Source organism: Thalassospira sp. GO-4 (genome assembly GCF_023588965.1).
Taxonomy (GTDB): Bacteria; Pseudomonadota; Alphaproteobacteria; order Rhodospirillales; family Thalassospiraceae; genus Thalassospira; species Thalassospira povalilytica.
On sequence record NZ_CP097807.1, the window covers coordinates 154,227 to 177,350 of the forward strand.

32 protein-coding genes are annotated in these 23,124 nt (G+C 55.6%); all 32 read left to right on the plus strand.

Annotation, left to right across the window (positions count from 1 at the left end):
- The first annotated feature begins 8 nt into the window (after positions 1–8).
- The 32 genes from rpoC to rplQ all read left to right on the plus strand — a co-directional run bounded on the left by rpoC (position 9) and on the right by rplQ (position 22,914).
- On the plus strand, positions 9–4,202 hold the full coding sequence (gene rpoC, locus M9H61_RS00755) for a DNA-directed RNA polymerase subunit beta' (protein WP_068518439.1): 4,194 nt from the start codon (positions 9–11) through the stop codon (positions 4,200–4,202).
- A gap of 371 nt (positions 4,203–4,573) precedes the next feature.
- A complete protein-coding gene (gene rpsL / locus M9H61_RS00760) occupies positions 4,574–4,945 on the plus strand; it encodes a 30S ribosomal protein S12 (RefSeq protein ID WP_007092427.1) in 372 nt (123 codons plus the stop codon).
- 12 nt (positions 4,946–4,957) lie between these two features.
- Positions 4,958–5,425, plus strand: a complete 468-nt coding sequence (gene rpsG, locus M9H61_RS00765) for a 30S ribosomal protein S7 (protein WP_068518440.1) — start codon at positions 4,958–4,960, stop codon at positions 5,423–5,425.
- 27 nt (positions 5,426–5,452) lie between these two features.
- A complete protein-coding gene (fusA, locus tag M9H61_RS00770; protein ID WP_068518441.1) occupies positions 5,453–7,534 on the plus strand; it encodes an elongation factor G in 2,082 nt (693 codons plus the stop codon).
- 28 nt (positions 7,535–7,562) lie between these two features.
- Positions 7,563–8,753, plus strand: a complete 1,191-nt coding sequence (gene tuf, locus M9H61_RS00775; RefSeq protein ID WP_206927257.1) for an elongation factor Tu — start codon at positions 7,563–7,565, stop codon at positions 8,751–8,753.
- A gap of 120 nt (positions 8,754–8,873) precedes the next feature.
- Entirely contained in the window at positions 8,874–9,182 is a 309-nt protein-coding gene (gene rpsJ / locus M9H61_RS00780) for a 30S ribosomal protein S10 (RefSeq protein WP_007091508.1), read from the plus strand.
- 16 nt (positions 9,183–9,198) lie between these two features.
- A complete protein-coding gene (gene rplC, locus M9H61_RS00785; protein ID WP_101247949.1) occupies positions 9,199–9,915 on the plus strand; it encodes a 50S ribosomal protein L3 in 717 nt (238 codons plus the stop codon).
- Positions 9,916–9,920: 5 nt separating this feature from the next.
- Positions 9,921–10,541, plus strand: coding sequence for a 50S ribosomal protein L4 (gene rplD / locus M9H61_RS00790; RefSeq protein ID WP_068518271.1), 621 nt, complete (start codon positions 9,921–9,923; stop codon positions 10,539–10,541).
- Positions 10,538–10,840, plus strand: a complete 303-nt coding sequence (locus M9H61_RS00795; protein ID WP_068518270.1) for a 50S ribosomal protein L23 — start codon at positions 10,538–10,540, stop codon at positions 10,838–10,840. Before rplD ends, M9H61_RS00795 begins: the two co-directional genes overlap by 4 nt.
- Before the next feature lie 4 nt (positions 10,841–10,844).
- Positions 10,845–11,672, plus strand: coding sequence for a 50S ribosomal protein L2 (gene rplB, locus M9H61_RS00800; protein ID WP_068518269.1), 828 nt, complete (start codon positions 10,845–10,847; stop codon positions 11,670–11,672).
- Positions 11,673–11,688: 16 nt separating this feature from the next.
- Positions 11,689–11,967, plus strand: a complete 279-nt coding sequence (gene rpsS / locus M9H61_RS00805) for a 30S ribosomal protein S19 (RefSeq protein ID WP_008892178.1) — start codon at positions 11,689–11,691, stop codon at positions 11,965–11,967.
- 2 nt (positions 11,968–11,969) lie between these two features.
- Complete coding sequence (gene rplV / locus M9H61_RS00810; protein WP_068518268.1) at positions 11,970–12,350, plus strand: 50S ribosomal protein L22; 381 nt, start codon at positions 11,970–11,972, stop codon at positions 12,348–12,350.
- Positions 12,350–13,036 (plus strand): 30S ribosomal protein S3, encoded by a 687-nt coding sequence (gene rpsC, locus M9H61_RS00815; protein ID WP_068518267.1) that lies wholly within the window; start codon positions 12,350–12,352, stop codon positions 13,034–13,036. The genes rplV and rpsC overlap by 1 nt, the downstream gene beginning before the upstream one ends.
- A 12-nt stretch (positions 13,037–13,048) precedes the next feature.
- Positions 13,049–13,468 carry a 50S ribosomal protein L16 gene (gene rplP, locus M9H61_RS00820; protein ID WP_068518266.1) on the plus strand — a complete coding sequence of 140 codons (420 nt, stop codon included), beginning with the start codon at positions 13,049–13,051 and terminating at the stop codon, positions 13,466–13,468.
- 6 nt (positions 13,469–13,474) lie between these two features.
- Positions 13,475–13,675 (plus strand): 50S ribosomal protein L29, encoded by a 201-nt coding sequence (rpmC, locus tag M9H61_RS00825; RefSeq protein ID WP_008892182.1) that lies wholly within the window; start codon positions 13,475–13,477, stop codon positions 13,673–13,675.
- Between the two features lie 27 nt (positions 13,676–13,702).
- Positions 13,703–13,936, plus strand: coding sequence for a 30S ribosomal protein S17 (rpsQ, locus tag M9H61_RS00830; protein WP_008892183.1), 234 nt, complete (start codon positions 13,703–13,705; stop codon positions 13,934–13,936).
- 34 nt (positions 13,937–13,970) lie between these two features.
- Positions 13,971–14,339, plus strand: a complete 369-nt coding sequence (rplN, locus tag M9H61_RS00835) for a 50S ribosomal protein L14 (RefSeq protein ID WP_033067181.1) — start codon at positions 13,971–13,973, stop codon at positions 14,337–14,339.
- A complete protein-coding gene (gene rplX, locus M9H61_RS00840; protein WP_068518265.1) occupies positions 14,339–14,656 on the plus strand; it encodes a 50S ribosomal protein L24 in 318 nt (105 codons plus the stop codon). The genes rplN and rplX overlap by 1 nt, the downstream gene beginning before the upstream one ends.
- Positions 14,657–14,667: 11 nt before the next feature.
- The gene (gene rplE, locus M9H61_RS00845; RefSeq protein ID WP_068518264.1) at positions 14,668–15,207 is read left to right on the plus strand and encodes a 50S ribosomal protein L5; all 540 of its coding nucleotides are present in this window, start codon (positions 14,668–14,670) and stop codon (positions 15,205–15,207) included.
- A gap of 13 nt (positions 15,208–15,220) precedes the next feature.
- Entirely contained in the window at positions 15,221–15,526 is a 306-nt protein-coding gene (rpsN, locus tag M9H61_RS00850; protein ID WP_068518263.1) for a 30S ribosomal protein S14, read from the plus strand.
- A gap of 12 nt (positions 15,527–15,538) precedes the next feature.
- The gene (gene rpsH, locus M9H61_RS00855) at positions 15,539–15,937 is read left to right on the plus strand and encodes a 30S ribosomal protein S8 (RefSeq protein ID WP_068518262.1); all 399 of its coding nucleotides are present in this window, start codon (positions 15,539–15,541) and stop codon (positions 15,935–15,937) included.
- Between the two features lie 12 nt (positions 15,938–15,949).
- Positions 15,950–16,483: a 50S ribosomal protein L6 gene (gene rplF / locus M9H61_RS00860; protein WP_068518261.1), complete on the plus strand. Its 534-nt coding sequence runs from the start codon at positions 15,950–15,952 to the stop codon at positions 16,481–16,483.
- Between the two features lie 11 nt (positions 16,484–16,494).
- The gene (gene rplR / locus M9H61_RS00865) at positions 16,495–16,848 is read left to right on the plus strand and encodes a 50S ribosomal protein L18 (RefSeq protein ID WP_068518260.1); all 354 of its coding nucleotides are present in this window, start codon (positions 16,495–16,497) and stop codon (positions 16,846–16,848) included.
- An 11-nt stretch (positions 16,849–16,859) separates the two neighbouring features.
- Positions 16,860–17,435, plus strand: a complete 576-nt coding sequence (gene rpsE, locus M9H61_RS00870; RefSeq protein WP_008892191.1) for a 30S ribosomal protein S5 — start codon at positions 16,860–16,862, stop codon at positions 17,433–17,435.
- Between the two features lie 6 nt (positions 17,436–17,441).
- Complete coding sequence (rpmD, locus tag M9H61_RS00875; RefSeq protein WP_007091489.1) at positions 17,442–17,636, plus strand: 50S ribosomal protein L30; 195 nt, start codon at positions 17,442–17,444, stop codon at positions 17,634–17,636.
- Between the two features lie 29 nt (positions 17,637–17,665).
- A complete protein-coding gene (gene rplO / locus M9H61_RS00880) occupies positions 17,666–18,148 on the plus strand; it encodes a 50S ribosomal protein L15 (protein WP_101247950.1) in 483 nt (160 codons plus the stop codon).
- Positions 18,149–18,230: 82 nt separating this feature from the next.
- Positions 18,231–19,577 carry a preprotein translocase subunit SecY gene (gene secY, locus M9H61_RS00885; protein ID WP_068518258.1) on the plus strand — a complete coding sequence of 449 codons (1,347 nt, stop codon included), beginning with the start codon at positions 18,231–18,233 and terminating at the stop codon, positions 19,575–19,577.
- Positions 19,578–19,606: 29 nt separating this feature from the next.
- Positions 19,607–20,251, plus strand: coding sequence for an adenylate kinase (locus M9H61_RS00890; protein ID WP_068518257.1), 645 nt, complete (start codon positions 19,607–19,609; stop codon positions 20,249–20,251).
- A 119-nt stretch (positions 20,252–20,370) separates the two neighbouring features.
- Positions 20,371–20,739: a 30S ribosomal protein S13 gene (gene rpsM, locus M9H61_RS00895; protein ID WP_068518256.1), complete on the plus strand. Its 369-nt coding sequence runs from the start codon at positions 20,371–20,373 to the stop codon at positions 20,737–20,739.
- Between the two features lie 15 nt (positions 20,740–20,754).
- Positions 20,755–21,147 (plus strand): 30S ribosomal protein S11, encoded by a 393-nt coding sequence (rpsK, locus tag M9H61_RS00900; protein ID WP_044828432.1) that lies wholly within the window; start codon positions 20,755–20,757, stop codon positions 21,145–21,147.
- A 122-nt stretch (positions 21,148–21,269) separates the two neighbouring features.
- Positions 21,270–22,286, plus strand: a complete 1,017-nt coding sequence (locus M9H61_RS00905; RefSeq protein WP_068518255.1) for a DNA-directed RNA polymerase subunit alpha — start codon at positions 21,270–21,272, stop codon at positions 22,284–22,286.
- A gap of 196 nt (positions 22,287–22,482) precedes the next feature.
- A complete protein-coding gene (gene rplQ / locus M9H61_RS00910) occupies positions 22,483–22,914 on the plus strand; it encodes a 50S ribosomal protein L17 (protein WP_101247951.1) in 432 nt (143 codons plus the stop codon).
- Positions 22,915–23,124 lie beyond the last annotated feature (210 nt).

Below are 23,124 nucleotides of genomic sequence, written 5' to 3' on the forward strand. Positions count from 1 at the left end.
GAGCCTTTATGAACGAGTTGATGAAGATCTTCGGGCAGCCGCAGGGCACCCAGAGCTTCGATCAGATCCGGATTCAGATTGCCAGCCCGGAGCGTATCCGCTCCTGGTCGTTCGGCGAGATCAAGAAACCGGAAACCATCAACTACCGGACCTTCAAACCGGAGCGCGACGGCCTGTTCTGTGCGCGCATTTTTGGTCCGGTGAAGGATTACGAATGCTTGTGCGGCAAGTACAAGCGTATGAAGTATCGCGGCATTATCTGTGAAAAATGCGGCGTCGAAGTGACTCTGGCCAAAGTACGTCGTGAACGTATGGGCCATATCGAACTGGCGGCACCTGTTGCCCATATCTGGTTCATGAAGTCGCTGCCGAGCCGTCTGGGTCTGCTGCTGGACATGACGCTCAAGGATCTTGAGCGCATTCTGTACTTCGAAAACTATGTGGTTATCGAACCGGGCCTTACCCCGCTTAAAATGGGTGAGCTCCTGTCCGAAGACCAGTATATGACTGCCCAGGAAGAATATGGCGAAGACAGCTTCCGTGCCGGTATCGGTGCCGAAGCCATCCGCGATATGCTTGCGGCAATCGACCTTGATGAAGAACGCGAAACCGCAAAAATCGACCTCAAGGAAACCAATTCCGAAGCCAAGCGCAAGAAGCTGGTCAAGCGTCTCAAGCTGATTGAGGCCTTCCAGGAATCCGGCGCGCGCCCGGAATGGATGATCCTTGAAGTGATTCCGGTCATTCCGCCGGAACTGCGTCCGCTGGTTCCGCTTGATGGCGGCCGTTTCGCAACCTCGGATCTGAACGACCTTTACCGTCGTGTCATCAACCGTAACAACCGTCTGAAGCGCCTGATCGAGCTTCGTGCGCCTGACATCATCGTGCGTAACGAAAAACGTATGCTTCAGGAATCGGTTGATGCGCTGTTTGACAACGGTCGCCGCGGTCGTCCGATCACCGGTGCCAACAAGCGTCCGCTCAAATCGATGTCGGACATGCTCAAAGGCAAGCAGGGTCGTTTCCGTCAGAACCTTCTGGGTAAACGCGTCGACTATTCCGGTCGTTCCGTTATTACCGTGGGTCCGAACCTGAAACTGCATCAGTGCGGTCTGCCGAAGAAAATGGCGCTCGAACTGTTCAAGCCGTTCGTTTACGCGAAGCTGGAACTGTACGGGATGGCCACCACCATCAAGGCTGCAAAGCGCATGGTGGAAAAAGAGCGCGCCGAAGTTTGGGATATCCTTGAACAGGTTATCCGTGAACATCCGGTCATGCTCAACCGTGCACCGACCCTGCACCGTCTTGGTATCCAGGCGTTCGAGCCTACCCTGATCGAAGGTAAGGCCATCCAGCTGCACCCGCTCGTTTGTACTGCGTTCAACGCGGACTTCGACGGTGACCAGATGGCTGTCCACGTACCGCTGTCGCTTGAAGCCCAGCTTGAAGCACGTACCCTGATGATGTCGACCAACAACATCCTTTCGCCGGCATCGGGTAAACCGATCATCGTGCCGTCGCAGGATATTGTCCTTGGTCTGTACTACATCTCCATGGAGCGTGACGGTCAGCCGGGCGAGGGCATGTCGTTTGTCAACATCGCGGAGATCGAACAGGCACTGGACGAGGGTGTTGTCACCCTGCATTCCAAGATCAATGCCCGTTACCACACGGTTGATGAAAACAACGAACGCATCACCGTTCGTGTTGCAACCACCCCGGGCCGCATGTTGCTGTCGGAACTTCTGCCGCGTCATCCGCGCATTCCGTTCTCGACCATCAACAAGCTGCTGACCAAAAAAGACGTCTCGAACGTTATCGATGTCGTTTACCGTCACTGTGGCCAGAAAGAGACCGTTATCTTTGCTGACCGCATGATGGGCCTTGGTTTCAACTGGGCATGTAAAGCCGGCATTTCGTTTGGCAAGGATGACATGATCATTCCGGACGCCAAGGAACCGCTGGTCGGTGGTACCCACGACAAGGTCAAGGAATACGAGCAGCAGTACCAGGACGGTCTCATCACCCGTGGTGAGAAATACAACAAGGTTGTTGACGCCTGGGCGCAGTGCACCGACGACGTTTCCGAAGCGATGATGAAAGTCATCTCGGCGACGGCAGAAGGTGACAATGTGAACTCGGTTTACATGATGGCGCACTCCGGTGCTCGTGGTTCTGCCGCCCAGATGCGTCAGCTGGCTGCTATGCGTGGCCTGATGGCGAAACCGGACGGCTCGATCATCGAGACCCCGATTATTTCGAACTTTAAAGAAGGCCTGACCGTGCAGGAGTACTTCAACTCCACCCACGGTGCTCGTAAAGGTCTGGCTGATACCGCACTGAAAACGGCGAACTCGGGTTACCTTACCCGTCGTCTGGTTGACGTGGCCCAGGACTGCATCATCACCCAGCATGATTGCGGTACGGATCGTGGCCTCGACATCGCAGCCGTCGTCGATTCCGGTGAGGTTATCGAAACCCTGTCTGATCGTATCCTCGGTCGTTTCACCGCCGACGAGATCGTTGATCCGTCGACCGGCGAAGTCATCGTGCCGAAGAACGAGATGGTTGAAGAAGATCACCTCGATCTCATCGAGAAAGCCGGTGTTGAAACCGCACGTATCCGTTCGGTTCTGACCTGTGACGCCGAAACCGGTGTTTGCGGCCATTGCTATGGTCGTGACCTGGCACGCGGTACCACGGTGAACATCGGTGAAGCTGTCGGTGTTATCGCCGCACAGTCGATCGGTGAGCCGGGCACCCAGCTGACCATGCGTACGTTCCACATTGGTGGTGCGGCACAGCGTGGTGCAGAGGTCTCCGGTGTCGAAGCGAACTTCGATGCAACCGTGAAACTGAAAAACCGTGCGGTCGTTGAGAACTCGGCAGGCGTCAACATCGTGATGGCGCGTAACCTCGAGATTCTCCTGATCGACAAAACCGGTCGCGAGCGTGCGAAATATCGCGTTCCGTACGGTGCAAAACTTCTCACCGATGAAGGTGCACAGGTCACGCGTGGTCAGAAACTGGCCGAGTGGGATCCGTACACCCTGCCGATCATCACCGAGAAAGAAGGTTATGTGAACTATGTCGACCTTCTCGAGAACGTAACCATTCGCGAAGTCTATGACGAAGCGACCGGTATTGCCTCGAAAACGGTTATCGACTGGAAGAGCATGCCCAAGGCGTCCGACCTTAAGCCGCGCGTTACCCTGCGTAACGAAGCCGGCGAGGTCATCAACCTGGATAACGGTCTTGAAGCCCGTTACTTCCTGTCGGTTGACGCTATTCTCTCGGTCGAGAACGGTCAGAAAGTTCATGCTGGTGACGTGCTTGCACGTATCCCGCGCGAAGGTTCGAAGACCCGTGACATCACCGGTGGTCTGCCGCGTGTTGCCGAGCTGTTCGAAGCCCGTAAACCGAAAGAACACGCAATCATCTCGGATATTCCGGGTCGCGTCGAATTCGGCAAGGACTACAAGAACAAGCGCCGTGTCATCGTTCACCCGCTCGAGGATTCGGGCCTGACCGAACCGGTCGAATACCTGATCCCGAAAGGCAAGCATCTTGCCGTTCAGGAAGGGGACTTCGTCGAGAAGGGCGATCAGCTCCTTGATGGTTCGCCGGTTCCGCACGATATCCTGCGCGTCATGGGCGTCCCGGCACTGGCAGATTACCTGGTCAACGAGATCCAGGAAGTCTACCGTCTGCAGGGCGTGAAGATTAACGACAAGCATATCGAAGTCATCGTTCGCCAGATGCTTCAGAAAGTCGAAATCACCAAACCGGGTGACACGACTCTTCTGGTTGGTGAAATCATTGACCGCGTTGACTTCGATGCCGAAAACGAGCGTGCGCTTAAAGAAGGCGGCGAACTCGCAGAAGGTGCACCGGTCCTCCAGGGGATCACCAAGGCATCCCTGCAGACGCATTCCTTCATCTCGGCCGCGTCGTTCCAGGAAACCACGCGCGTTCTTACCGAAGCAGCCGTTTCGGGCAAGACCGATACCCTTATCGGTCTGAAAGAGAACGTCATCGTGGGTCGTTTGATCCCGGCTGGTACCGGTGCGGTGATGAACCGCTTCCGTGCACTGGCTGCCGAACGCGACAAATCGGTACAGATCGAGGCAGAAGAAGAAATCGGCGACAATTTCGGTCCGCAGGCCGATGCCGACACCGCTTCACTGCCGGCAGGCGAATAACTTCGTCGCGCCAGACAGTTAAAGAATCAGAGGCGAACCGGAACTCTTATCGACGCACCGGTTCGTCTCGGCGTTTGAAGCGCCAACTCGAAGGTCCATATGGTTTTGCTTGACGCAAAAGGGGGCCGTCACTAGTATGCGCCCACCGAATCTAGGGGGGTGTAGCTGTGCCGGTACCGTTTTGTGCGGTAGCGGGCGGTTTTCGCCCCCCATCGCTTGAGTGCGACTCTGACGGCCGTCGAGGCAGGAACTCCTGCATTTATGGGCGTCCGCGCGTGTTTCCGTACTGTGTATGGGGACGCGTGGTCGCTCGTCGTGCGTCGATAAGAGCAGCGCCCTAGTGGCGTCCGTTGAAGTAAAAGGGAAAGTTAATGCCCACTATTAACCAGTTGATCCGCAAATCGCGGACTCCGCGCACCCAGCGCGATATGGTTCCGGCACTGGAAGCATGCCCGCAGAAACGCGGCGTTTGCACCCGTGTCTACACCACGACCCCGAAGAAGCCGAACTCGGCACTTCGTAAGGTTGCCCGTGTCCGTTTGACCAACGGCTACGAAGTAACCTCCTACATTCCGGGTGAAGGCCACAACCTGCAGGAACACTCTGTCGTGATGATCCGCGGCGGCCGTGTAAAAGATTTGCCGGGTGTTCGTTACCACATCATTCGCGGTACCCTCGATACACAGGGTGTCAAAGACCGTAAGCAGCGTCGTTCGAAATACGGCGCGAAGCGTCCGAAATAAGGAGCAGCTCAGATGTCACGTCGTCACGCTGCTGAAAAGCGCGAAGTACTCCCTGACGCCAAATATGGCGACAAGGTTCTTACCAAGTTCATGAACGGTCTTATGCTCGACGGCAAAAAATCTGCCGCCGAAAAAATCGTTTATGGTGCCCTGGAAGTAATGGAAAGCAAGGGTGCAGACCCGGTTGCCCAGTTCCACGAAGCCATGGATAACGTGAAGCCGAACGTCGAAGTTCGTTCGCGCCGTGTTGGTGGTGCTACTTACCAGGTTCCGGTTGAAGTTCGTTCCGAGCGTCGTCAGGCTCTGGCCATTCGTTGGCTGGTTGACGCTGCCCGCAAGCGTTCCGAAACGACCATGATCGGTCGTCTCGCCGGTGAATTGATGGATGCTGCCAACAACCGCGGCAGTGCTGTCAAGAAGCGCGAAGACACCCACCGTATGGCCGAAGCCAACAAGGCTTTCGCTCATTATCGCTGGTAATTCAGACCTCAAGATCAAGAGTCGATTATGGTACAACGTACTCCGATCTCTCGGTATCGCAACATCGGCATCATGGCGCACATTGATGCCGGTAAAACGACGACCACCGAGCGAATTCTTTTCTACACCGGCAAGTCCTACAAAATCGGCGAAGTCCATGACGGCGCCGCGACCATGGACTGGATGGAACAGGAACAGGAACGTGGCATTACGATTACGTCTGCTGCGACGACCTGCTTCTGGAACGACCACCGTATTAACATCATCGATACCCCGGGCCACGTTGACTTCACCATTGAAGTTGAACGTTCGCTCCGTGTTCTCGATGGTGCCTGCGCTGTTTTCGACGCCGTTTCCGGCGTTGAGCCGCAGACCGAAACCGTGTGGCGTCAGGCTGACAAGTACCACGTTCCGCGTATGTGCTTTGTCAACAAGATGGACCGTACCGGTGCAGACTTCTTCCGCTGCGTCGAAATGATCAAGGAACGCCTCGGTGCCAACGCCGCTGTCATGCAGCTGCCGATCGGTTCCGAAGGTGAGTTCGAAGGTGTTGTTGACCTCGTTCGCAACAAGGAAATCGTCTGGAAAGACGAATCCCTTGGTGCAGAGTTCGAGTATCGCGACATCCGCGATTCCCTGAAAGACCAGGCTGAAGAATACCGTGAAGCTCTGATCGAACAGGCTGTTGAGTGCGACGAAGCAGCAATGGAAGCTTACCTCGAAGGCGAAATGCCGACCGAGGAAGTTCTCAAGAAGTGCATCCGTAAAGGCACCATCGCCGGCGATCTGGTCCCGGTCCTTCTGGGTACCGCGTTCAAGAACAAAGGCGTTCAGCCGCTTCTTGATGCCGTTATCGACTTCATGCCGGCACCGGACGACATCGACGATGTTCGTGGCGTCAAGCCGAACACCGAAGACGAGCCGGATTCCCGTCCGTTGACCGATGAAGCGCCGTTCTCGGCTCTTGCATTCAAGATCATGTCGGATCCGTTCGTTGGTTCGCTGACCTTCATTCGTATCTATTCCGGTATCCTCGATGCCGGCTCGTATGTTCTGAACTCTGTCAAAGAGAAAAAAGAACGTATCGGCCGTATGCTTCTCATGCATTCGAACAACCGCGAAGAAATCAAATACGCTTGCTCGGGCGACATCGTTGCTCTGGTTGGCATGAAGGACACCACCACTGGTGATACCCTTTGTGACCCGGCCAAGCCGATCATCCTTGAGCGTATGGAATTCCCGGATCCGGTTATCGAAATCGCTGTTGAGCCGAAATCGAAAGCCGACCAGGAAAAAATGGGTCTCGCCCTTGCACGTCTCGCACAGGAAGATCCGTCGTTCCGCGTTAAATCCGACCACGAATCCGGCCAGACCATCATTTCGGGTATGGGCGAACTTCACCTCGACATCATCGTCGATCGTATGAAGCGTGAATTCAAAGTCGAAGCTAACATCGGCGCGCCGCAGGTTGCTTATCGCGAAACCATCTCGAAAGAAGTCGATATCGACTACACCCACAAAAAACAGTCGGGTGGTTCGGGTCAGTTCGCGCGTATCAAGCTCACCTTCACCCCGGGTGAACCGGGTTCGGGCTTCTCCTTCACCGATACCGTTGTTGGCGGTAACGTTCCGAAGGAATACATCCCGGGTGTTGCCAAAGGTCTCGAAAGCTCGCTGCAGAGCGGCGTTATCGCAGGCTTCCCGGTAACCGACTTGTCGATCAAGCTGACCGACGGTGCCTACCACGACGTTGACTCGAGCGTCATGGCCTTCGAAATCGCTGCCCGTGCAGCTTTCAAAGAAGGTCTGTCGAAAGCTTCTCCGAAGCTGCTCGAGCCGATCATGAAAGTCGAAGTAGTGACCCCGGAAGAGTATATGGGCGACATCATTGGCGACCTGAACAGCCGTCGTGGCCAGGTTCGTGACATGGACTCCCGTGGCATCGCACGCGTTGTTAACGCGTTCGTACCGCTGGCGAACATGTTCGGTTACGTCAACACGCTGCGCTCCATGTCCCAGGGTCGTGCCCAGTTCGTGATGCAGTTTGATCACTATGCAGACGTTCCGCAGGCAGTTGCGGACGAAGTCAAAGCCAAATCGGCCGGCTAAGGCCAAGCCAGAATAAACGGAGTTAGAAATGGCTAAAGAAAAGTTTGAGCGTACAAAACCGCACGTTAACGTTGGCACCGTCGGCCACGTTGACCACGGTAAAACCACGCTGACCGCAGCGATCACCAAAGTTCTGGCAGAACAGGGTGGCGCATCGTTCCAAGACTACAGCATGATCGACAAGGCACCGGAAGAGAAAGCTCGTGGTATCACGATCTCGACCGCGCACGTCGAATATGAGACCGAAAACCGCCACTACGCGCACGTCGACTGCCCGGGCCACGCTGACTATGTTAAAAACATGATCACTGGTGCGGCACAGATGGACGGTGGCATCCTGGTTGTTTCGGCAGCTGATGGCCCGATGCCGCAGACCCGCGAGCACATCCTGCTTGCACGTCAGGTTGGCGTTCCGGCACTGGTCGTGTTCATGAACAAGGTTGACCAGGTTGACGACGAAGAGCTTCTCGAGCTCGTCGAAATGGAAATCCGTGAACTTCTGTCGTCCTACGACTTCCCGGGCGACGATATTCCGATCATCAAGGGCTCGGCTCTTGCTGCTCTGGAAGGTCGCGATGACGAAATCGGCAAAAACGCTATCCTCGAGCTGATGGCTGCTGTTGATGACTACATCCCGGCACCGGATCGTCCGAAAGACAAGCCGTTCCTGATGCCGATCGAAGACGTGTTCTCGATTTCGGGTCGTGGTACGGTTGTTACCGGTCGTGTTGAAACCGGCGTTGTTAAAGTTGGCGAAGAGATCGAAATCGTCGGCATTAAAGACACCGTCAAAACGACCGTTACCGGCGTTGAAATGTTCCGCAAGCTGCTCGATCAGGGTGAAGCTGGCGACAACATCGGCGCGCTGCTTCGTGGTACCAAGCGTGAAGACGTCGAACGTGGCCAGGTTCTGGCACATGTTGGCTCGATCACCCCGCACACCAAGTTTGAAGCAGAAGCTTACATCCTGACCAAGGATGAAGGTGGCCGTCACACGCCGTTCTTCTCGAACTACCGTCCGCAGTTCTACTTCCGTACGACTGACGTTACCGGTTCGATCGAACTGCCGGCTGGCACCGAAATGGTTATGCCGGGCGACAACGTCCAGATGACCGCGACCCTCATTGCACCGATCGCAATGGACGAAGGTCTGCGTTTCGCAATCCGTGAAGGCGGTCGTACCGTCGGCGCGGGCGTTGTTGCCAAGATCATCGAGTAATTTTTTCTCTTGATCTTTGTGAAGCGGGCGGCTATGTAAGCCGCCCGCAACACTTTTGCGGCAATCGTCAACTCCAGTTGAGGGGCCGGTGTCCTTTTGAGGGCTCCGGTACATAATTACATGGATAGTCAGAACATTCGCATTCGCCTGAAGGCGTTTGACCATCGCGTGCTGGATCAGTCCACGCGCGAGATCGTCAATACGGCGAAGCGCACTGGCGCAGAGGTCCGCGGCCCGATTCCGCTGCCGACCCGCATTGAAAAATACACTGTTCTGCGGTCTCCGCACATCGATAAGAAATCGCGTGAACAGTTCGAAATCCGTACGCACAAGCGTCTTCTCGACATTGTCGACCCGACCCCGCAGACCGTCGATGCTTTGATGAAGCTCGATCTGGCTGCCGGCGTCGACGTCGAGATCAAACTTTAATCGGGAGTAAGCCGCAATGCGTAGTGGACTTATTACCCAGAAGGTTGGCATGACCCGCGTCTTCAAAGACGATGGTTCCCACCTTCCTGTAACCGTTCTGAAGGTCGAAGATCTTCAGGTTGTCGCCAACCGTACCAACGACACCGACGGCTACGTCGCTGTTCAGCTTGGTTATGGCAAAGCGAAAGTGAAAAACGTATCCAAGCCGATGCGTGGCCACTTCGCCAAAGCCAAGGTTGAGCCGAAAGCCAAACTTGCTGAATTCCGCGTTAGCGAAGATGGTCTGATTGAAGTTGGTGCAGAACTTTCTGCCGCTCACTTCGTTGAAGGTCAGTACGTTGACGTAATCGGCACTTCCATCGGTAAAGGTTTTGCCGGTGCGATGAAGCGTCATAACTTCGGTGGTCTGCGTGCGTCGCACGGTGTGTCGATTTCGCACCGTTCGCATGGTTCCACCGGTCAGTGCCAGGATCCGGGCCGCGTCTTCAAAGGTAAGAAGATGGCTGGTCACCTCGGTGCCGCACGTGTGACTGTTCAGTCCCTTAAGGTTGTCGCTTCTGACGCCGACAAAGGCCTGATCCTGATCCACGGTGCAGTCCCGGGTCACAAGGGCGCCTACGTCCTTGTCAAGGATGCCGTGAAGCGTGCTGCACCGGAAGGTCTTCCGTTCCCGGCCGCGCTCAAGGGTGCTGCCCCGGCTGCTGAAGAAGCTGTCGCCGAGGATAAGGAATAAGCATCATGAAGCTCGACATTCTCAAACTTGACGCTTCCAAGGCAGGCAACATCGATCTCGCAGAAGAGATCTTTGGTCTGGAAGTACGTCGTGACGTCCTGCACCGCATGGTGAACTGGCAGCTGGCAAAACGCCGCGCCGGTACCCACAAGGTGAAGGAAAAGTCGGAAGTTTCCGCAACCACGAAAAAATTCGTGCGTCAGAAGGGTAGTGGCGGTGCACGTCACGGTTCCCGTAAGGCTGCACAGTTCCGTGGTGGTGGTACCGTGCACGGTCCGCGCGTTCGCGACCACGCACACGATCTGACCAAGAAGTTCCGTAAACTCGCGCTTAAAACCGCTCTGTCGGCTAAAGCAAAGGACGGCAAGCTTATCGTTCTTGATAACGCGGAATTCTCGGACGCCAAAACCAAGAATCTGGTCGCAGCTTTTGGTAAGCTCGGCTGGAAATCTGCACTGATCATCGATGGTGCGCAGGTCAACGAAGGTTTTGCACGCGCAGCGCGCAACATCCCGCAGATTGACGTGCTCCCGGAGATCGGTGCTAACGTCTATGACATCCTGCGCCGTGACACCCTGGTGCTGACCAAGGGTGCGGTCGAAGCGTTGGAGGCACGTCTCAAATGACGATCATCAGCAAAGAGCGGATGTACGAAGTCATCCGCGCCCCGCATATCACTGAAAAGTCGACGCTGATTTCTGAACACAACGCAGTTGCGTTCAAAGTTGCGATCGACGCCACCAAGCCGGAGATCAAGGCTGCTGTGGAAGGTCTGTTCGGGGTGAAGGTCAAGGCGGTCAATACCTCTGTGGTAAAAGGAAAGACCAAGCGTTTTCGCGGTGTTTCCGGTCGTCGGAGTGATTTCAAGAAAGCGATGGTAACCCTCGAAGAGGGTCAGTCCATCGACGTGACTACGGGAATCTAAGACAATGGCTTTGAAGAAGTTTAAACCAACCTCTCCTGGTCGCCGTCAGCTGGTTCTCGTGGATCGTTCCGATCTCCACAAGGGCAAGCCGATCAAAGCGTTGACTGAAGGTCTTCGCAAGAAAGGTGGCCGTAACAACACTGGTCGTATCACCGCCCGCCGTATTGGTGGTGGTCACAAACGTCGTTACCGTCTCATCGACTTCAAACGTACCAAGTTTGACGTCGTCGGTACCGTCGAGCGTTTGGAATATGATCCGAACCGTACTGCGTTCATCGCACTGGTTCGTTATTCCGACGACGAGCTGGCCTACATCCTCGCACCGCAGCGTCTCGCTGTCGGCGACAACGTTGTTGCCGCTGAACGCGTAGACATTAAGCCGGGTAACGCCGCACCGCTGAAGAACATTCCGGTCGGTACCATTGTCCATAACGTCGAACTGAAAGCCGGTAAAGGTGGCCAGATCGCACGTTCAGCAGGTGCATACGTGCAGCTCGTTGGTAAGGACCAGGGTTACGCCCAGCTTAAGCTGTCCTCCGGTGAGGTACGTTTGGTACGTGGTGAATGCATGGCAACCATCGGTGCCGTGTCCAACCCGGACCATCAGAACACTAACCTTGGTAAAGCCGGCCGTAATCGCTGGCTCGGCAAGCGTCCTTCGGTTCGTGGTGTTGCCATGAACCCGATCGATCACCCGCATGGTGGTGGTGAAGGTCGTACTTCGGGTGGTCGTCACCCGGTTACGCCGTGGGGCAAGCCTACCAAGGGCAAGCGTACCCGCTCGAACAAGAAGACCGACGCGCTCATCATGCGCCGTCGTCACAAGAGCTAACGGAGGAGGCTAGACTATGGCGCGTTCCGTTTGGAAGGGTCCGTTTGTTGACGGATACCTTCTTAAGAAAGCCGATACTGTCCGTGCCTCAGGCCGGAATGAGGTAATTAAGACCTGGTCGCGGCGTTCGACGATTCTGCCGCAATTCGTAGGCCTCACCTTTGGGGTTTACAATGGCCAGAAATTCTTGCCGGTGCTGGTGACCGAAGACATGATTGGTCACAAGTTCGGTGAATTCTCGCCGACCCGTACCTACTATGGTCACGCGGCCGACAAAAAGGCGAAGAGGAAGTAACGATGGGTAAGAAAGCTGACATCCGTCGGCTGGCGGATAACGAGGCTGCGGCTTCGCTCCGGGCAGTACGCATTTCCCCGCGTAAGCTCAACCTCGTCGCCGAGTCGATCCGTGGTTTGAAGGCAGAAGCTGCTTTGGCAGAACTGACCTTCTCCAACAAACGTATTTCGCAGGACGTCAAAAAGCTGCTGGAATCGGCAATTGCTAACGCCGAAAACAACCATCAGCTCGATGTCGACCGTCTCTATGTTAAAGAGGCATCTGTTGGTAAGGCCTTCGTGATGAAACGTTGGCGCGCCCGTGCACGCGGTCGTGTTGGCAAGATCCTGAAGCCGTTCTCCAACATGCGCATCGTCGTTTGCGAACGTGAGGAGGCCGAGTAATGGGTCAGAAAGTAAATCCGATCGGTCTGCGCGTTGGCATTAACCGTACCTGGGATTCCCGCTGGTACGCCAACAAGTCCGATTTCGCTGGTCTTCTTCATGAAGATCTTGCGATCCGTAAATTCATCTTCGACCGCCTCAAGCAGGCTGGTGTTTCGAAGGTGATTATCGAACGTCCGGCGAAGAAAGCCCGCATTTCGATCCACACCGCTCGTCCGGGCGTTGTGATCGGGAAAAAAGGCCAGGACATCGAGAAGCTCAAGAACGATCTGCAGAAGCTGGCAAATGCCGAAGTGCAGGTTAACATCATCGAAATCCGCAAGCCGGAAATCGATGCCAAGCTGGTCGCTGACAACATCGCCCAGCAGCTTGAGCGCCGTGTTTCGTTCCGTCGCGCTATGAAGCGCTCGGTTCAGAACGCAATGCGTCTCGGTGCCGGTGGCATTCGTATTAATGCTGCTGGTCGTCTTGGTGGCGCAGAAATCGCCCGTACCGAATGGTATCGTGAAGGTCGCGTTCCGCTGCACACGCTGCGTGCGGACGTGGATTACGGAACTTCGGAAGCACACACCACCTATGGTGTTTGCGGTCTGAAGGTCTGGATCTTCAAGGGCGAAATCATGGCACATGATCCGCTGGCATCGGAGCGTAAAGCTCTCGAGTCGGCTGGTTCCAGCCGTAAGTAAGGAGATCCAGATATGCTTTCTCCGAAACGTACAAAGTTCCGTAAAGCCCACAAAGGCCGCCTTAAAGGTGAAGCCAAGGGTGGTACGGATCTTAATTTCGGCGCTTATGGCTTGAAAGCCTTGGAGCCTGAGCGTATAACGGCGCGTCAGATCGAAGCGGCTCGCCGCGCGATCACCCGCCACATCCGCCGTCAGGGTCGTGTGTGGATTCGCGTTTTCCCGGATCTCCCGGTCTCGCAGAAGCCTGCCGAAGTCCGTCAGGGTAAAGGTAAAGGCTCGCCTGAATATTGGGCGGCACGCGTTAAACCGGGTCGGATCATGTTTGAACTCGACGGTGTTCCGTTGGATCTTGCACGCCGCGCTTTCGAGCTGGCATCGGCAAAACTGCCGATCAAGACCAAGTTTGTCACCCGTCTTGGTGAAGGGGAGTAATTAGTGATGAAAATTGCTGATCTCCGCGCTAAAAGCGCTGACGAACTGAAACAGCTGCTGCTGGACCTGCGTAAAGAATCGTTCAACATGCGATTCCAGCAGGCTTCCGGTCAGTTTGAGAACACTGCGCGGGTCCGCCAGGTCCGTCGTGATATCGCCCGCATCAAAACCCTTCTCGGTAACGAGAAGGGTGCGACCGCGGCCTAAACTGGACACGCAGAGGAGTAAACACACATGCCGAGGCGTGTATTGCAGGGGACAGTCGTTTCGACCAAAAACGACAAGACCGTGGTGGTCCGTGTGGAACGCCAGGTCATGCACCCGCTGTATAAAAAGTACGTGCGTAAGTCGAAGAAATTCCACGCGCACGATGAAGAGAACCGCTTCAAAACGGGTGACGTAGTTCGCATTCGCGAATGCAAGCCGATCTCGAAGTTGAAGTCTTGGGAAGTAGTGGTCGAGGAGTGAGTCCTCAGCCCAATCATAGTCAAGGGGTAAACCCATGATCCAGATGCAGTCCAATCTGGACGTCGCCGACAACAGCGGCGCTCGCCGCGTCCAGTGCATCAAGGTGCTGGGCGGCTCGAAGCGCAAAACCGCTCACGTTGGTGATGTTATCGTGGTTTCCGTCAAGGAAGCCATCCCGCGCGGTCGCGTAAAGAAGGGTGCAGTTCACAAAGCTGTCATCGTTCGCACCGCAAAGGAAATCCGTCGTGCCGATGGCTCGGCGATCCGCTTTGACCGCAACGCTGCCGTTCTCATTAATGCGAACGGCGAGCCGATCGGCACGCGTATTTTTGGCCCGGTAACCCGCGAACTTCGTTCCAAAGGTTACATGAAGATCATTTCGCTCGCTCCGGAGGTGCTGTAATGGCTGCCAAGATTAAAAAGGGCGACCGCGTCATTGTTCTGACGGGTAAAGACAAAGGGAAGACCGGCGAGGTTCTCGCCGCTTTCCCGGCCGAGAACAAGGTTCTGGTATCGGGCATCAATCTGGTGAAACGTCACCAGCGCCCGACCGGTGCTGATGCCGGTGGCATCGTCGAGAAGGAAGCAAAAATTGCTGTTTCCAACATCGCGATTGTCGACCCGAAAGAAAACAAGCCGACCCGCGTCGGTTTCAAGACCCTCGATGACGGTCGCAAGGTTCGCTTCGCGAAGCTCAGCGGCGAAGTCATCGACAACTGAGGGACGGAAAAATGACGCGCCTGCGCGAACATTACAAAGAAGTGGTGCGTGACGCACTCCAGAAGGAGTTCTCCTACGAGAACACCATGGAGATTCCGCGCCTCGAAAAGATCGTGATCAACATGGGTGTCGGCGACGCCACCCAGGATCGCAAAAAGCTGGAAGGTGCTGCTGCGGATCTCGCTGCCATCACCGGTCAGAAGCCTGTCTTCACCAAAGCGAAAAAGTCGGTTGCGGCTTTCAAGCTGCGTGAAGGTATGAACATCGGTTGTAAAGTGACCCTGCGTCGCGACCGTATGTTTGAGTTCCTGGACCGCCTGGTCACCATCGCGCTTCCGCGCGTTCGTGACTTCCGCGGCCTGAACAAAAAATCCTTTGATGGCCGTGGCAACTTTGCCATGGGCTTGAAGGAACAGTTCGTCTTTCCTGAAGTAGAGTATGACAAAGTCGACTCTGTCCGCGGGATGGACATTATCATTTGTACCACGGCTAAGTCCGACGCCGAAGCTCTTGCCCTTCTTAAGGGTTTTGATCTTCCGTTCGGAAACTAACGGAGGTTGGCCCATGGCCAAGAAAAGCTCAGTAGAGCGTGAACTCAAACGTGAACGCCTGGCAAAGCGCTATGCTGCCAAGCGTGCCGCCCTCAAAGCGGTTATCGCAAATCGCGAGACGTCCCCTGAGGATCGTATCGTGGCTGTGATGAAACTCGCCCAGCTGCCGCGTAACTCGGCTCGTATCCGTCAGCGTATTCGCTGCCAGGTATCCGGTCGTCCGCGCGGTGTCTATCGCAAATTCCGCCTGTCCCGTATCGCCCTTCGTGAACTTGCTTCGCGTGGTCAGATTCCGGGTATGGTGAAGTCGAGCTGGTAAGGAGGACATCACATGTCGATGACTGATCCAGTCGGTGATATGCTCACGCGTATCCGTAACGGTCAGCGCGTTGGTAAATCCAGCGTTGTCTCGCCGGCTTCGAAACTGCGTACCGGTGTGCTGGATGTTCTCCAGCGCGAAGGTTACATCCGCGGTTATAACGTTAATGAAATTCGCAAGGGCGTCAGCGAAATCACCATCGAACTCAAATATTTTGAGGGCGATGCAGTGATCAAGCAGATCGACCGCGTCTCGACCCCGGGCCGTCGCGTATACTCGAAGATCAAAGATCTTCCGAAAGTATACAACGGTCTCGGCATCGCAGTCCTGTCCACTCCGAAAGGGGTTCTCTCGGATCAGGAAGCTCGCGAGCAGAATGTCGGCGGCGAAATCCTCTGCAAAGTATTCTAAGGGGAGCCAACGATGTCGCGAGTAGGAAAAAATCCGGTGGTCGTGCCTAGCGGCGTTACCATCACCTTGACCGAAGAGCAGATCAGTGCAAAGGGCAAGCTCGGTGAGCTTAACCTGCCTCTGACCTCGGACGTATCCGTCACCCAGGAAGATAACCAGATCTTCGTGAAACCGAACAACGATAGCAAGCGCGCCCGTGCCCTTTGGGGTACCACCCGTGCGAATATCGCCAACCTCGTCACCGGGGTTTCGGAAGGGTTCACCAAGAAACTGGAAATCACCGGTGTTGGTTACCGTGCGCAGGTACAGGGCAAGAACCTGGTTCTGCAGCTTGGCTTCTCACACGACGTTGAAATGGAGATCCCTGCGGGTCTGAACGTCGTTGCTGAAAAGCCGACCCTTATCGCCATCTCTGGCGCAGATAAACAGCTTGTCGGTCAGTTCGCTGCAAATGCACGCGGCTGGCGCGGTCCGGAGCCTTACAAAGGCAAAGGTGTCCGCTACGAAGGCGAGTATATCTTGCGCAAAGAAGGCAAGAAGAAGTAAGGACTGGCACGATGAAAAACGTGAGAAGCCTTTTCGAACGCCGCAAGCGTCGCGTTCGTTTTGCGATCCGCCAGAAAGCGGCCGGTCGCCCGCGCCTCAGCGTGCACCGTTCGAACGCTCACATCTATGCACAGATCATCGACGACGTCGCTGGTACCACCCTGGTAGCAGCTTCGACCGCCGAAAAAGATCTGAAGGCGAAAGGCAGCAATGCCGAAGCCGCTGCTCTGGTTGGCAAAGCCATTGCCGAGCGCGCAGTGAAAGCTGGTGTGAAAACGGTCGTTTTCGATCGTGGCGGGTATCTGTTCCATGGCCGGGTGAAAGCTCTGGCCGATGCCGCCCGTGAGGGCGGTCTGGACTTCTAAGGAGCACGACCATGGCACGTAACCAGAATCAACAGCAGCAGGCACCGAAAGCCCGTGAAGAAAACGAACTCGTCGACAAGCTGGTTGGTATCAACCGCGTCGCGAAAGTCGTTAAGGGCGGTCGTCGCTTTGCTTTCTCCGCAATGGTAGTTGTCGGTGACCAGCGCGGTCGCGTCGGATACGGCACGGGTAAAGCCCGTGAAGTTCCGGAAGCGATCCGCAAGGCTACCGAAGCTGCTAAACGCAACATGATCCGCGTTCCGCTTCGTGAAGGTCGTACCCTTCACCATGATACGCAGGGCCATTTCGGTGCAGGCAAGGTTATCCTTCGCTCGGCTCCGGCTGGTACCGGTATCATCGCCGGCGGTGCGATGCGTGCGGTCTTCGAAACCATGGGCGTTCAGGACGTTGTGTCCAAATGTACCGGTTCGAACAACCCGCATAACGTGATCCGCGCAACCCTTGACGCTCTGGTCAACGGTGCATCCCCGCGTCAGGTCGCTGCAAAGCGTGGCCTGAAAGTCGGTGACGTCGTTGCCCGTCGCGATAGCGGTTCGGCTGCTGCCGCCGTTCTCGAAAAGGAGTAATTCGATATGGCTGCTAAGAAAAAAGCGACCGTTCGCGTTACCCAGACGGGTTCGCCGATCGGACGTCCGGCTGATCAGCGCCAGACCCTTGTTGGTCTTGGCCTGAACAAACTGCACCGGACTCGTGAGCTGGAAGATACCCCAGCTGTTCGCGGTATGATCGCAAAGGTCAAGCACCTCGTCCGTGTGGACGAGGCTTGATTGACCCCAGATCGAAAAGGTGTTGAACGATGAAACTCAACGAACTTGCCGATAACCCGGGTGCCCGCAAGGCGCGCACCCGCGTCGGTCGCGGCATCGGTTCGGGCAAAGGCAAAACTTCTGGCGCAGGTCAGAAGGGTCAGAAGTCCCGTTCAGGTGTAGCCATCAATGGCTTCGAAGGCGGGCAGATGCCGGTCTATCGCCGTCTTCCGAAACGCGGCTTCAAAAACCCGTTCAAGAAACAGTTCGGTGTTGTGAACCTTGGTACCCTTCAGACCGCCGTTGATAACGGTGTTCTTGAAGAAGGTGCAAATGTCACCATCGCTGTTCTTGCGGAAAAAGGTCTTGCCCGTCCGCAGAAAGACGGTCTGCGCCTTCTGGCTAAAGGCGAACTGAAAGCGAAACTGAACATCGAGATCTCCGGTGCTTCCAAAGCAGCTGTCGAAGCTGTTGAGAAAGTCGGTGGCTCGGTCAAGGTTCTTGCTCCGGTCGCTGCAGATAACGCAGAATAAGCTAGAATGACTTCGTGAGGGTCCGGTTCCATTAATTTACGGGACCGGACCCTCCAGTTTATGTGTATTGGGAGATGAGTGCATGGCATCCGCCGCCGAGCAGCTTGCCGCGAACCTGAATTGGTCTGCTTTTTCAAAGTCGACCGAGCTTAAAAAGCGTATCTGGTTCACTTTGGGCGCGCTTATTGTTTACCGTCTTGGAACCTATATTCCGGTTCCTGGTGTTGACCCGTCCATTCTTGCTGACATTTTCCGTCAGAATGCGGGCGGCGTTCTGGGCATGTTTGACATGTTCGCCGGTGGTGCGCTGGGTCGTATGACGATCTTTGCGCTGAATATCATGCCGTATATCTCGGCCTCCATTATCATTCAGTTGATGACGACTGTTTCGCCGTCTCTTGAGCAGCTCAAGAAAGAAGGCGAGCAGGGTCGTAAAAAGATTAATCAATATACCCGCTATCTGACGGTGCTGATCGCAACGGTTCAGGCATGGGGCATTGCCGTTGGTCTTGAAAGCATGACCGGTTCGACCGGTGCTGCTGTTCATGATCCGGGCATGTTCTTCCGCTTTACCGCTGTTGTGACGCTGGTCGGTGGCACCATGTTCCTGATGTGGCTTGGTGAACAGATCACCCAGCGCGGCATCGGTAACGGCATTTCGCTGATCATCTTCACCGGTATTGTCGCCGGTCTGCCCAGCGCGATTGCCGGCACCCTGGAACTGGGCCGTACCGGCGCGATTTCCGCTCTGGTGATTGTTGCAATCATCATTCTGGCGGTTGCTGTTATCGCCTTCATCGTCTTTGTTGAACGTGCGCAGCGCCGTGTTCTGATCCAGTACCCGAAACGCCAGGTCGGCATGAAGGTCATGGAAGGTCAGAGCTCGCACCTGCCGCTCAAGATCAACACTGCCGGTGTTATCCCGCCGATCTTTGCAAGCTCGCTTCTGCTGATGCCGCTGTCGGTTGCACAGTTCACCGCCGGTGGCAACGCGCCGGAATGGCTGACGACCGCGACCGCATTGCTTGGCCGTGGCCAGCCGCTTTATATCGCGCTTTATATCGGTCTGATCGTCTTCTTTGCCTTCTTCTACACCGCGGTTGTATTCAACCCGGAAGATACGGCAGACAACCTGAAGAAACACGGTGGCTTTATTCCGGGCATCCGTCCGGGTAAAAATACCGCGAACTATCTTGATTTCATCCTGACCCGCCTGACGGTGATTGGTGCAGCGTATCTCGCATTTGTCTGTATCCTGCCGGAACTGCTGATCGCGGAATGGTCTGTGCCCTTCTACTTTGGTGGGACTAGCCTCCTGATCGTAGTCACGGTAACCATGGATACCGTTGCTCAGATTCAGTCTCATATGCTGGCGCATCAGTATGAAGGCCTGATCAAGAAATCCAAACTGCGTGGTCGCCGCCGATAAGAGCGGCCACGGAATTCAGGGGGACGACAATGAACATTATCCTTCTTGGCCCTCCCGGTGCAGGGAAAGGCACCCAGGCCAAGCGTCTCGAAACGGGACGCGGCATGATCCAGCTTTCGACTGGTGACATGCTCCGCGCGGCAGTTTCTGCCGGAACGGAACTGGGATTGAAGGCAAAGGAAGTCATGGATGCGGGGCAGCTCGTATCCGACGATCTGATGATCGGTCTGATTTCCGAACGACTTGACCAGGATGATACCAAAGGCGGTTTCATTCTGGATGGTTTCCCGCGCACGACCGCCCAGGCAGAAGCCCTGGACATCATGCTGGAAGCCAAAGGTCTGGCACTTGACTATGTGATTGAACTGCGCGTCGATGACGCAGCACTGGTGGCCCGCATTGTCGGCCGCTATACCTGTGCAAAATGCGGGCAGGGCTATCACGACGAGTTCCAGAAACCCGCTGAAGAAGGTGTCTGCGACGTATGTGGCGGCACTGAATTCAAACGCCGTGCGGATGACAACGCCGAGACGGTCACATCGCGACTGGAAGCTTATCACAAGCAGACAGCACCGATCATTCCTTACTATGAAAAGGTCGGTAAGCTGAAAACAGTTGACGGGATGGCCGAAATCGACGAAGTTACGCGCGAGATTGAAGCCATCCTGGGGTAATTTCCCGGGCAGGGCGCTTTTTGCTTGCGGGTTGGCAGTGATGCTGGCCCGCTTTTGCAACGCTCTACCCTACCGGATCTGCCCTTGGGTTTGTTAACAGGAAACAGGAGTCTCACACAGTGGCTCGTATTGCTGGCGTAAATATCCCGACCGCGAAGCGCGTCGTGATTGCGCTTACCTACATCACCGGCATTGGCCCGGCGAAAGCTAAAGAAATTTGCGAAAAGGTCGGAATCGAAGCAGCAACCCGCGTTCATCAGCTTTCTGATGACCAGGTTCTCAAGGTTCGTGAAGTCATCGACGCTGATTACACCGTTGAAGGCGACCTTCGTCGTGAAACCGCAATGAACATTAAACGTCTGATGGATCTGGGCTGCTACCGCGGTCTCCGTCATCGTCGCGGTCTCCCGGTACGCGGTCAGCGTACCCACACCAACGCTCGCACCCGTAAGGGCCCGGCTAAGCCGATTGCTGGCAAGAAGAAGTAAGGTAGGGGAACGACAATGGCGAAAGCTCCTCAGACTCGCGTCCGTCGCCGCGAGCGCAAGAACATTACGAATGGTATCGCGCACGTAAACGCGACCTTCAACAACACCATGATCACCATCACCGACGTTCAGGGGAACACCATTTCCTGGTCGACCGCTGGTGGTATGGGTTTCCGCGGTTCGCGTAAATCGACTCCGTATGCTGCACAGATGGCTGCCGAAGACGCAGGTAAAAAAGCTGCTGAACACGGCATGAAAACCCTCGAAGTACAGGTTAAAGGCCCGGGTTCGGGACGTGAATCTGCACTGCGTGCGCTTCAGGCTGTCGGTTTCACCATTACGTCGATCAAAGACGTAACGCCGATTCCGCACAACGGTTGCCGTCCGCGTAAACGTCGTCGCGTCTAATCGCGTCGATCTTTGCGGACGACCCCGCGTTTGGGCCCGGATACGCCGGGCCCCTTCGCGTTTCTCGCGAGGGCAGATTTTTGTCCTCCTTACCATAGGCTCCAGTTGCGAAGGTGGGTCTCGTGATTCAAAAGAACTGGCAGGAACTGATTAAGCCGACGAAGCTTGATGTTACTCCGGGTACAGATGCCAGCCGCATCGGTACGATCGTGGCGGAACCGCTGGAGCGCGGTTTTGGTCAGACTCTGGGTAACGCGCTGCGTCGCATTCTGCTGTCGTCGCTCCAGGGTTCGGCGGTGACTGCGATCCAGATCGACGGTGTATTGCACGAATTTTCGTCGATTCCGGGTGTGCGTGAAGATGTTACCGACATCATCCTGAACATCAAGACCATGGGCGTGCGTATGCATGCAGAAGGTCCGAAGAAAATGACCTTGAAGGCGACCGGCCCGGGTGCCGTCACCGCAGGTCAGATCGAAACCGGCGCTGATATCGAAATCCTTAACCCGGATCTCGAACTTTGCCATCTTGACGATGGTGCTACGCTGAACATCGAATTTACCGTTGATAACGGTAAAGGCTATGTCGCAGCCAGCGCACACAGCTCTTCGGATGCGCCGATCGGTCTTATTCCGATCGATGCGATCTTCAGCCCGATCCGTAAAGTGGCCTACAAGGTTGAAAACACCCGTGTTGGTCAGGATACCGATTTTGACAAGCTGTCGCTGACCGTTGAAACCAACGGCGCACTGACCCCGGAAGATTCGGTTGCACTTGCTGCCCGTATCCTTCAGGACCAGCTGTCTCTGTTCGTCAACTTCGAAGAGCCGGAAGCGGTTGTCGAAGAGAAGAAAGAAGACGAACTGCCGTTCAACCGTAACCTTCTTCGTAAGGTTGACGAGCTTGAACTGTCGGTACGTTCGGCAAACTGCCTGAAGAACGACAACATCATCTATATCGGTGATCTTGTTCAGAAGACCGAAGCAGAAATGCTGCGTACGCCGAACTTCGGCCGTAAGTCGCTGAACGAAATCAAAGACGTGCTGGCTCAGATGGGCCTGCATCTCGGTATGGAAGTCGGCGGTTGGCCGCCGGAAAACATCGAAGAACTTGCTCGCAAGTTCGAAGATCCGTTCTAAGAACGGGTCTTCGGCCTTCGGGCCGTTATCGGAACATCCCTGTTCCAAACCGGATAACCCAGTTGTTTGGGCATCCGGCGGGCGAGTTGCCCACACCGCACGTGCATGACCTGGCCTTTGCATAAAGTGATCAGGGTGGCGGCGCGGTTTTACAATCGGTTTCGTGAGCGAAGCCAGGCTATTTAGGAGAGTTACCATGCGTCACGGTATGCAAGGCCGTAAGCTTAATCGTACTTCGTCCCATCGTAAGGCGATGTTTGCCAACATGGCAGTTTCGCTGCTCACCCACGAGCAGATCAAAACCACTCTTCCGAAGGCCAAGGATCTTCGCCCGTATGTCGAAAAACTGATTACGCTGGGCAAGCGGGGCGACCTGCATGCACGCCGTCAGGCTATTTCGATCCTGCGTGACGATAAAGTCGTTGCCAAGCTGTTCGGCGAAATCGCTGACCGCTACAAAGAGCGTTCCGGTGGTTACACCCGCGTTCTCAAGGCTGGCTTCCGTTACGGCGATGCGGCTCCGGTGGCTGTGATCGAACTTGTCGATCGCAACGTCGAAGCAAAAGGCGCGGCTGACCGCGCTCGCCTCGAAGCAGAGGGCGAAGGCGAAGAAGCAGCTGCTGAATAAGCAACGCTTCGGCCTTTAAGAAACAGAAACGGGCGATGCCATACGGTGTCGCCCGTTTTCTTTTGGCGCTTTGCTGTCGCCGGATAGCCCGGTCACCGGGCAATCTCGCAAGGCTGTGACATTGTTCATATTTCTGCCAAGGTTGCGCGGCAGTCCTTATTTTCCTAATTGAGCATTTGCTACGCGGAATGCGGTCGCATCCCCGAACTG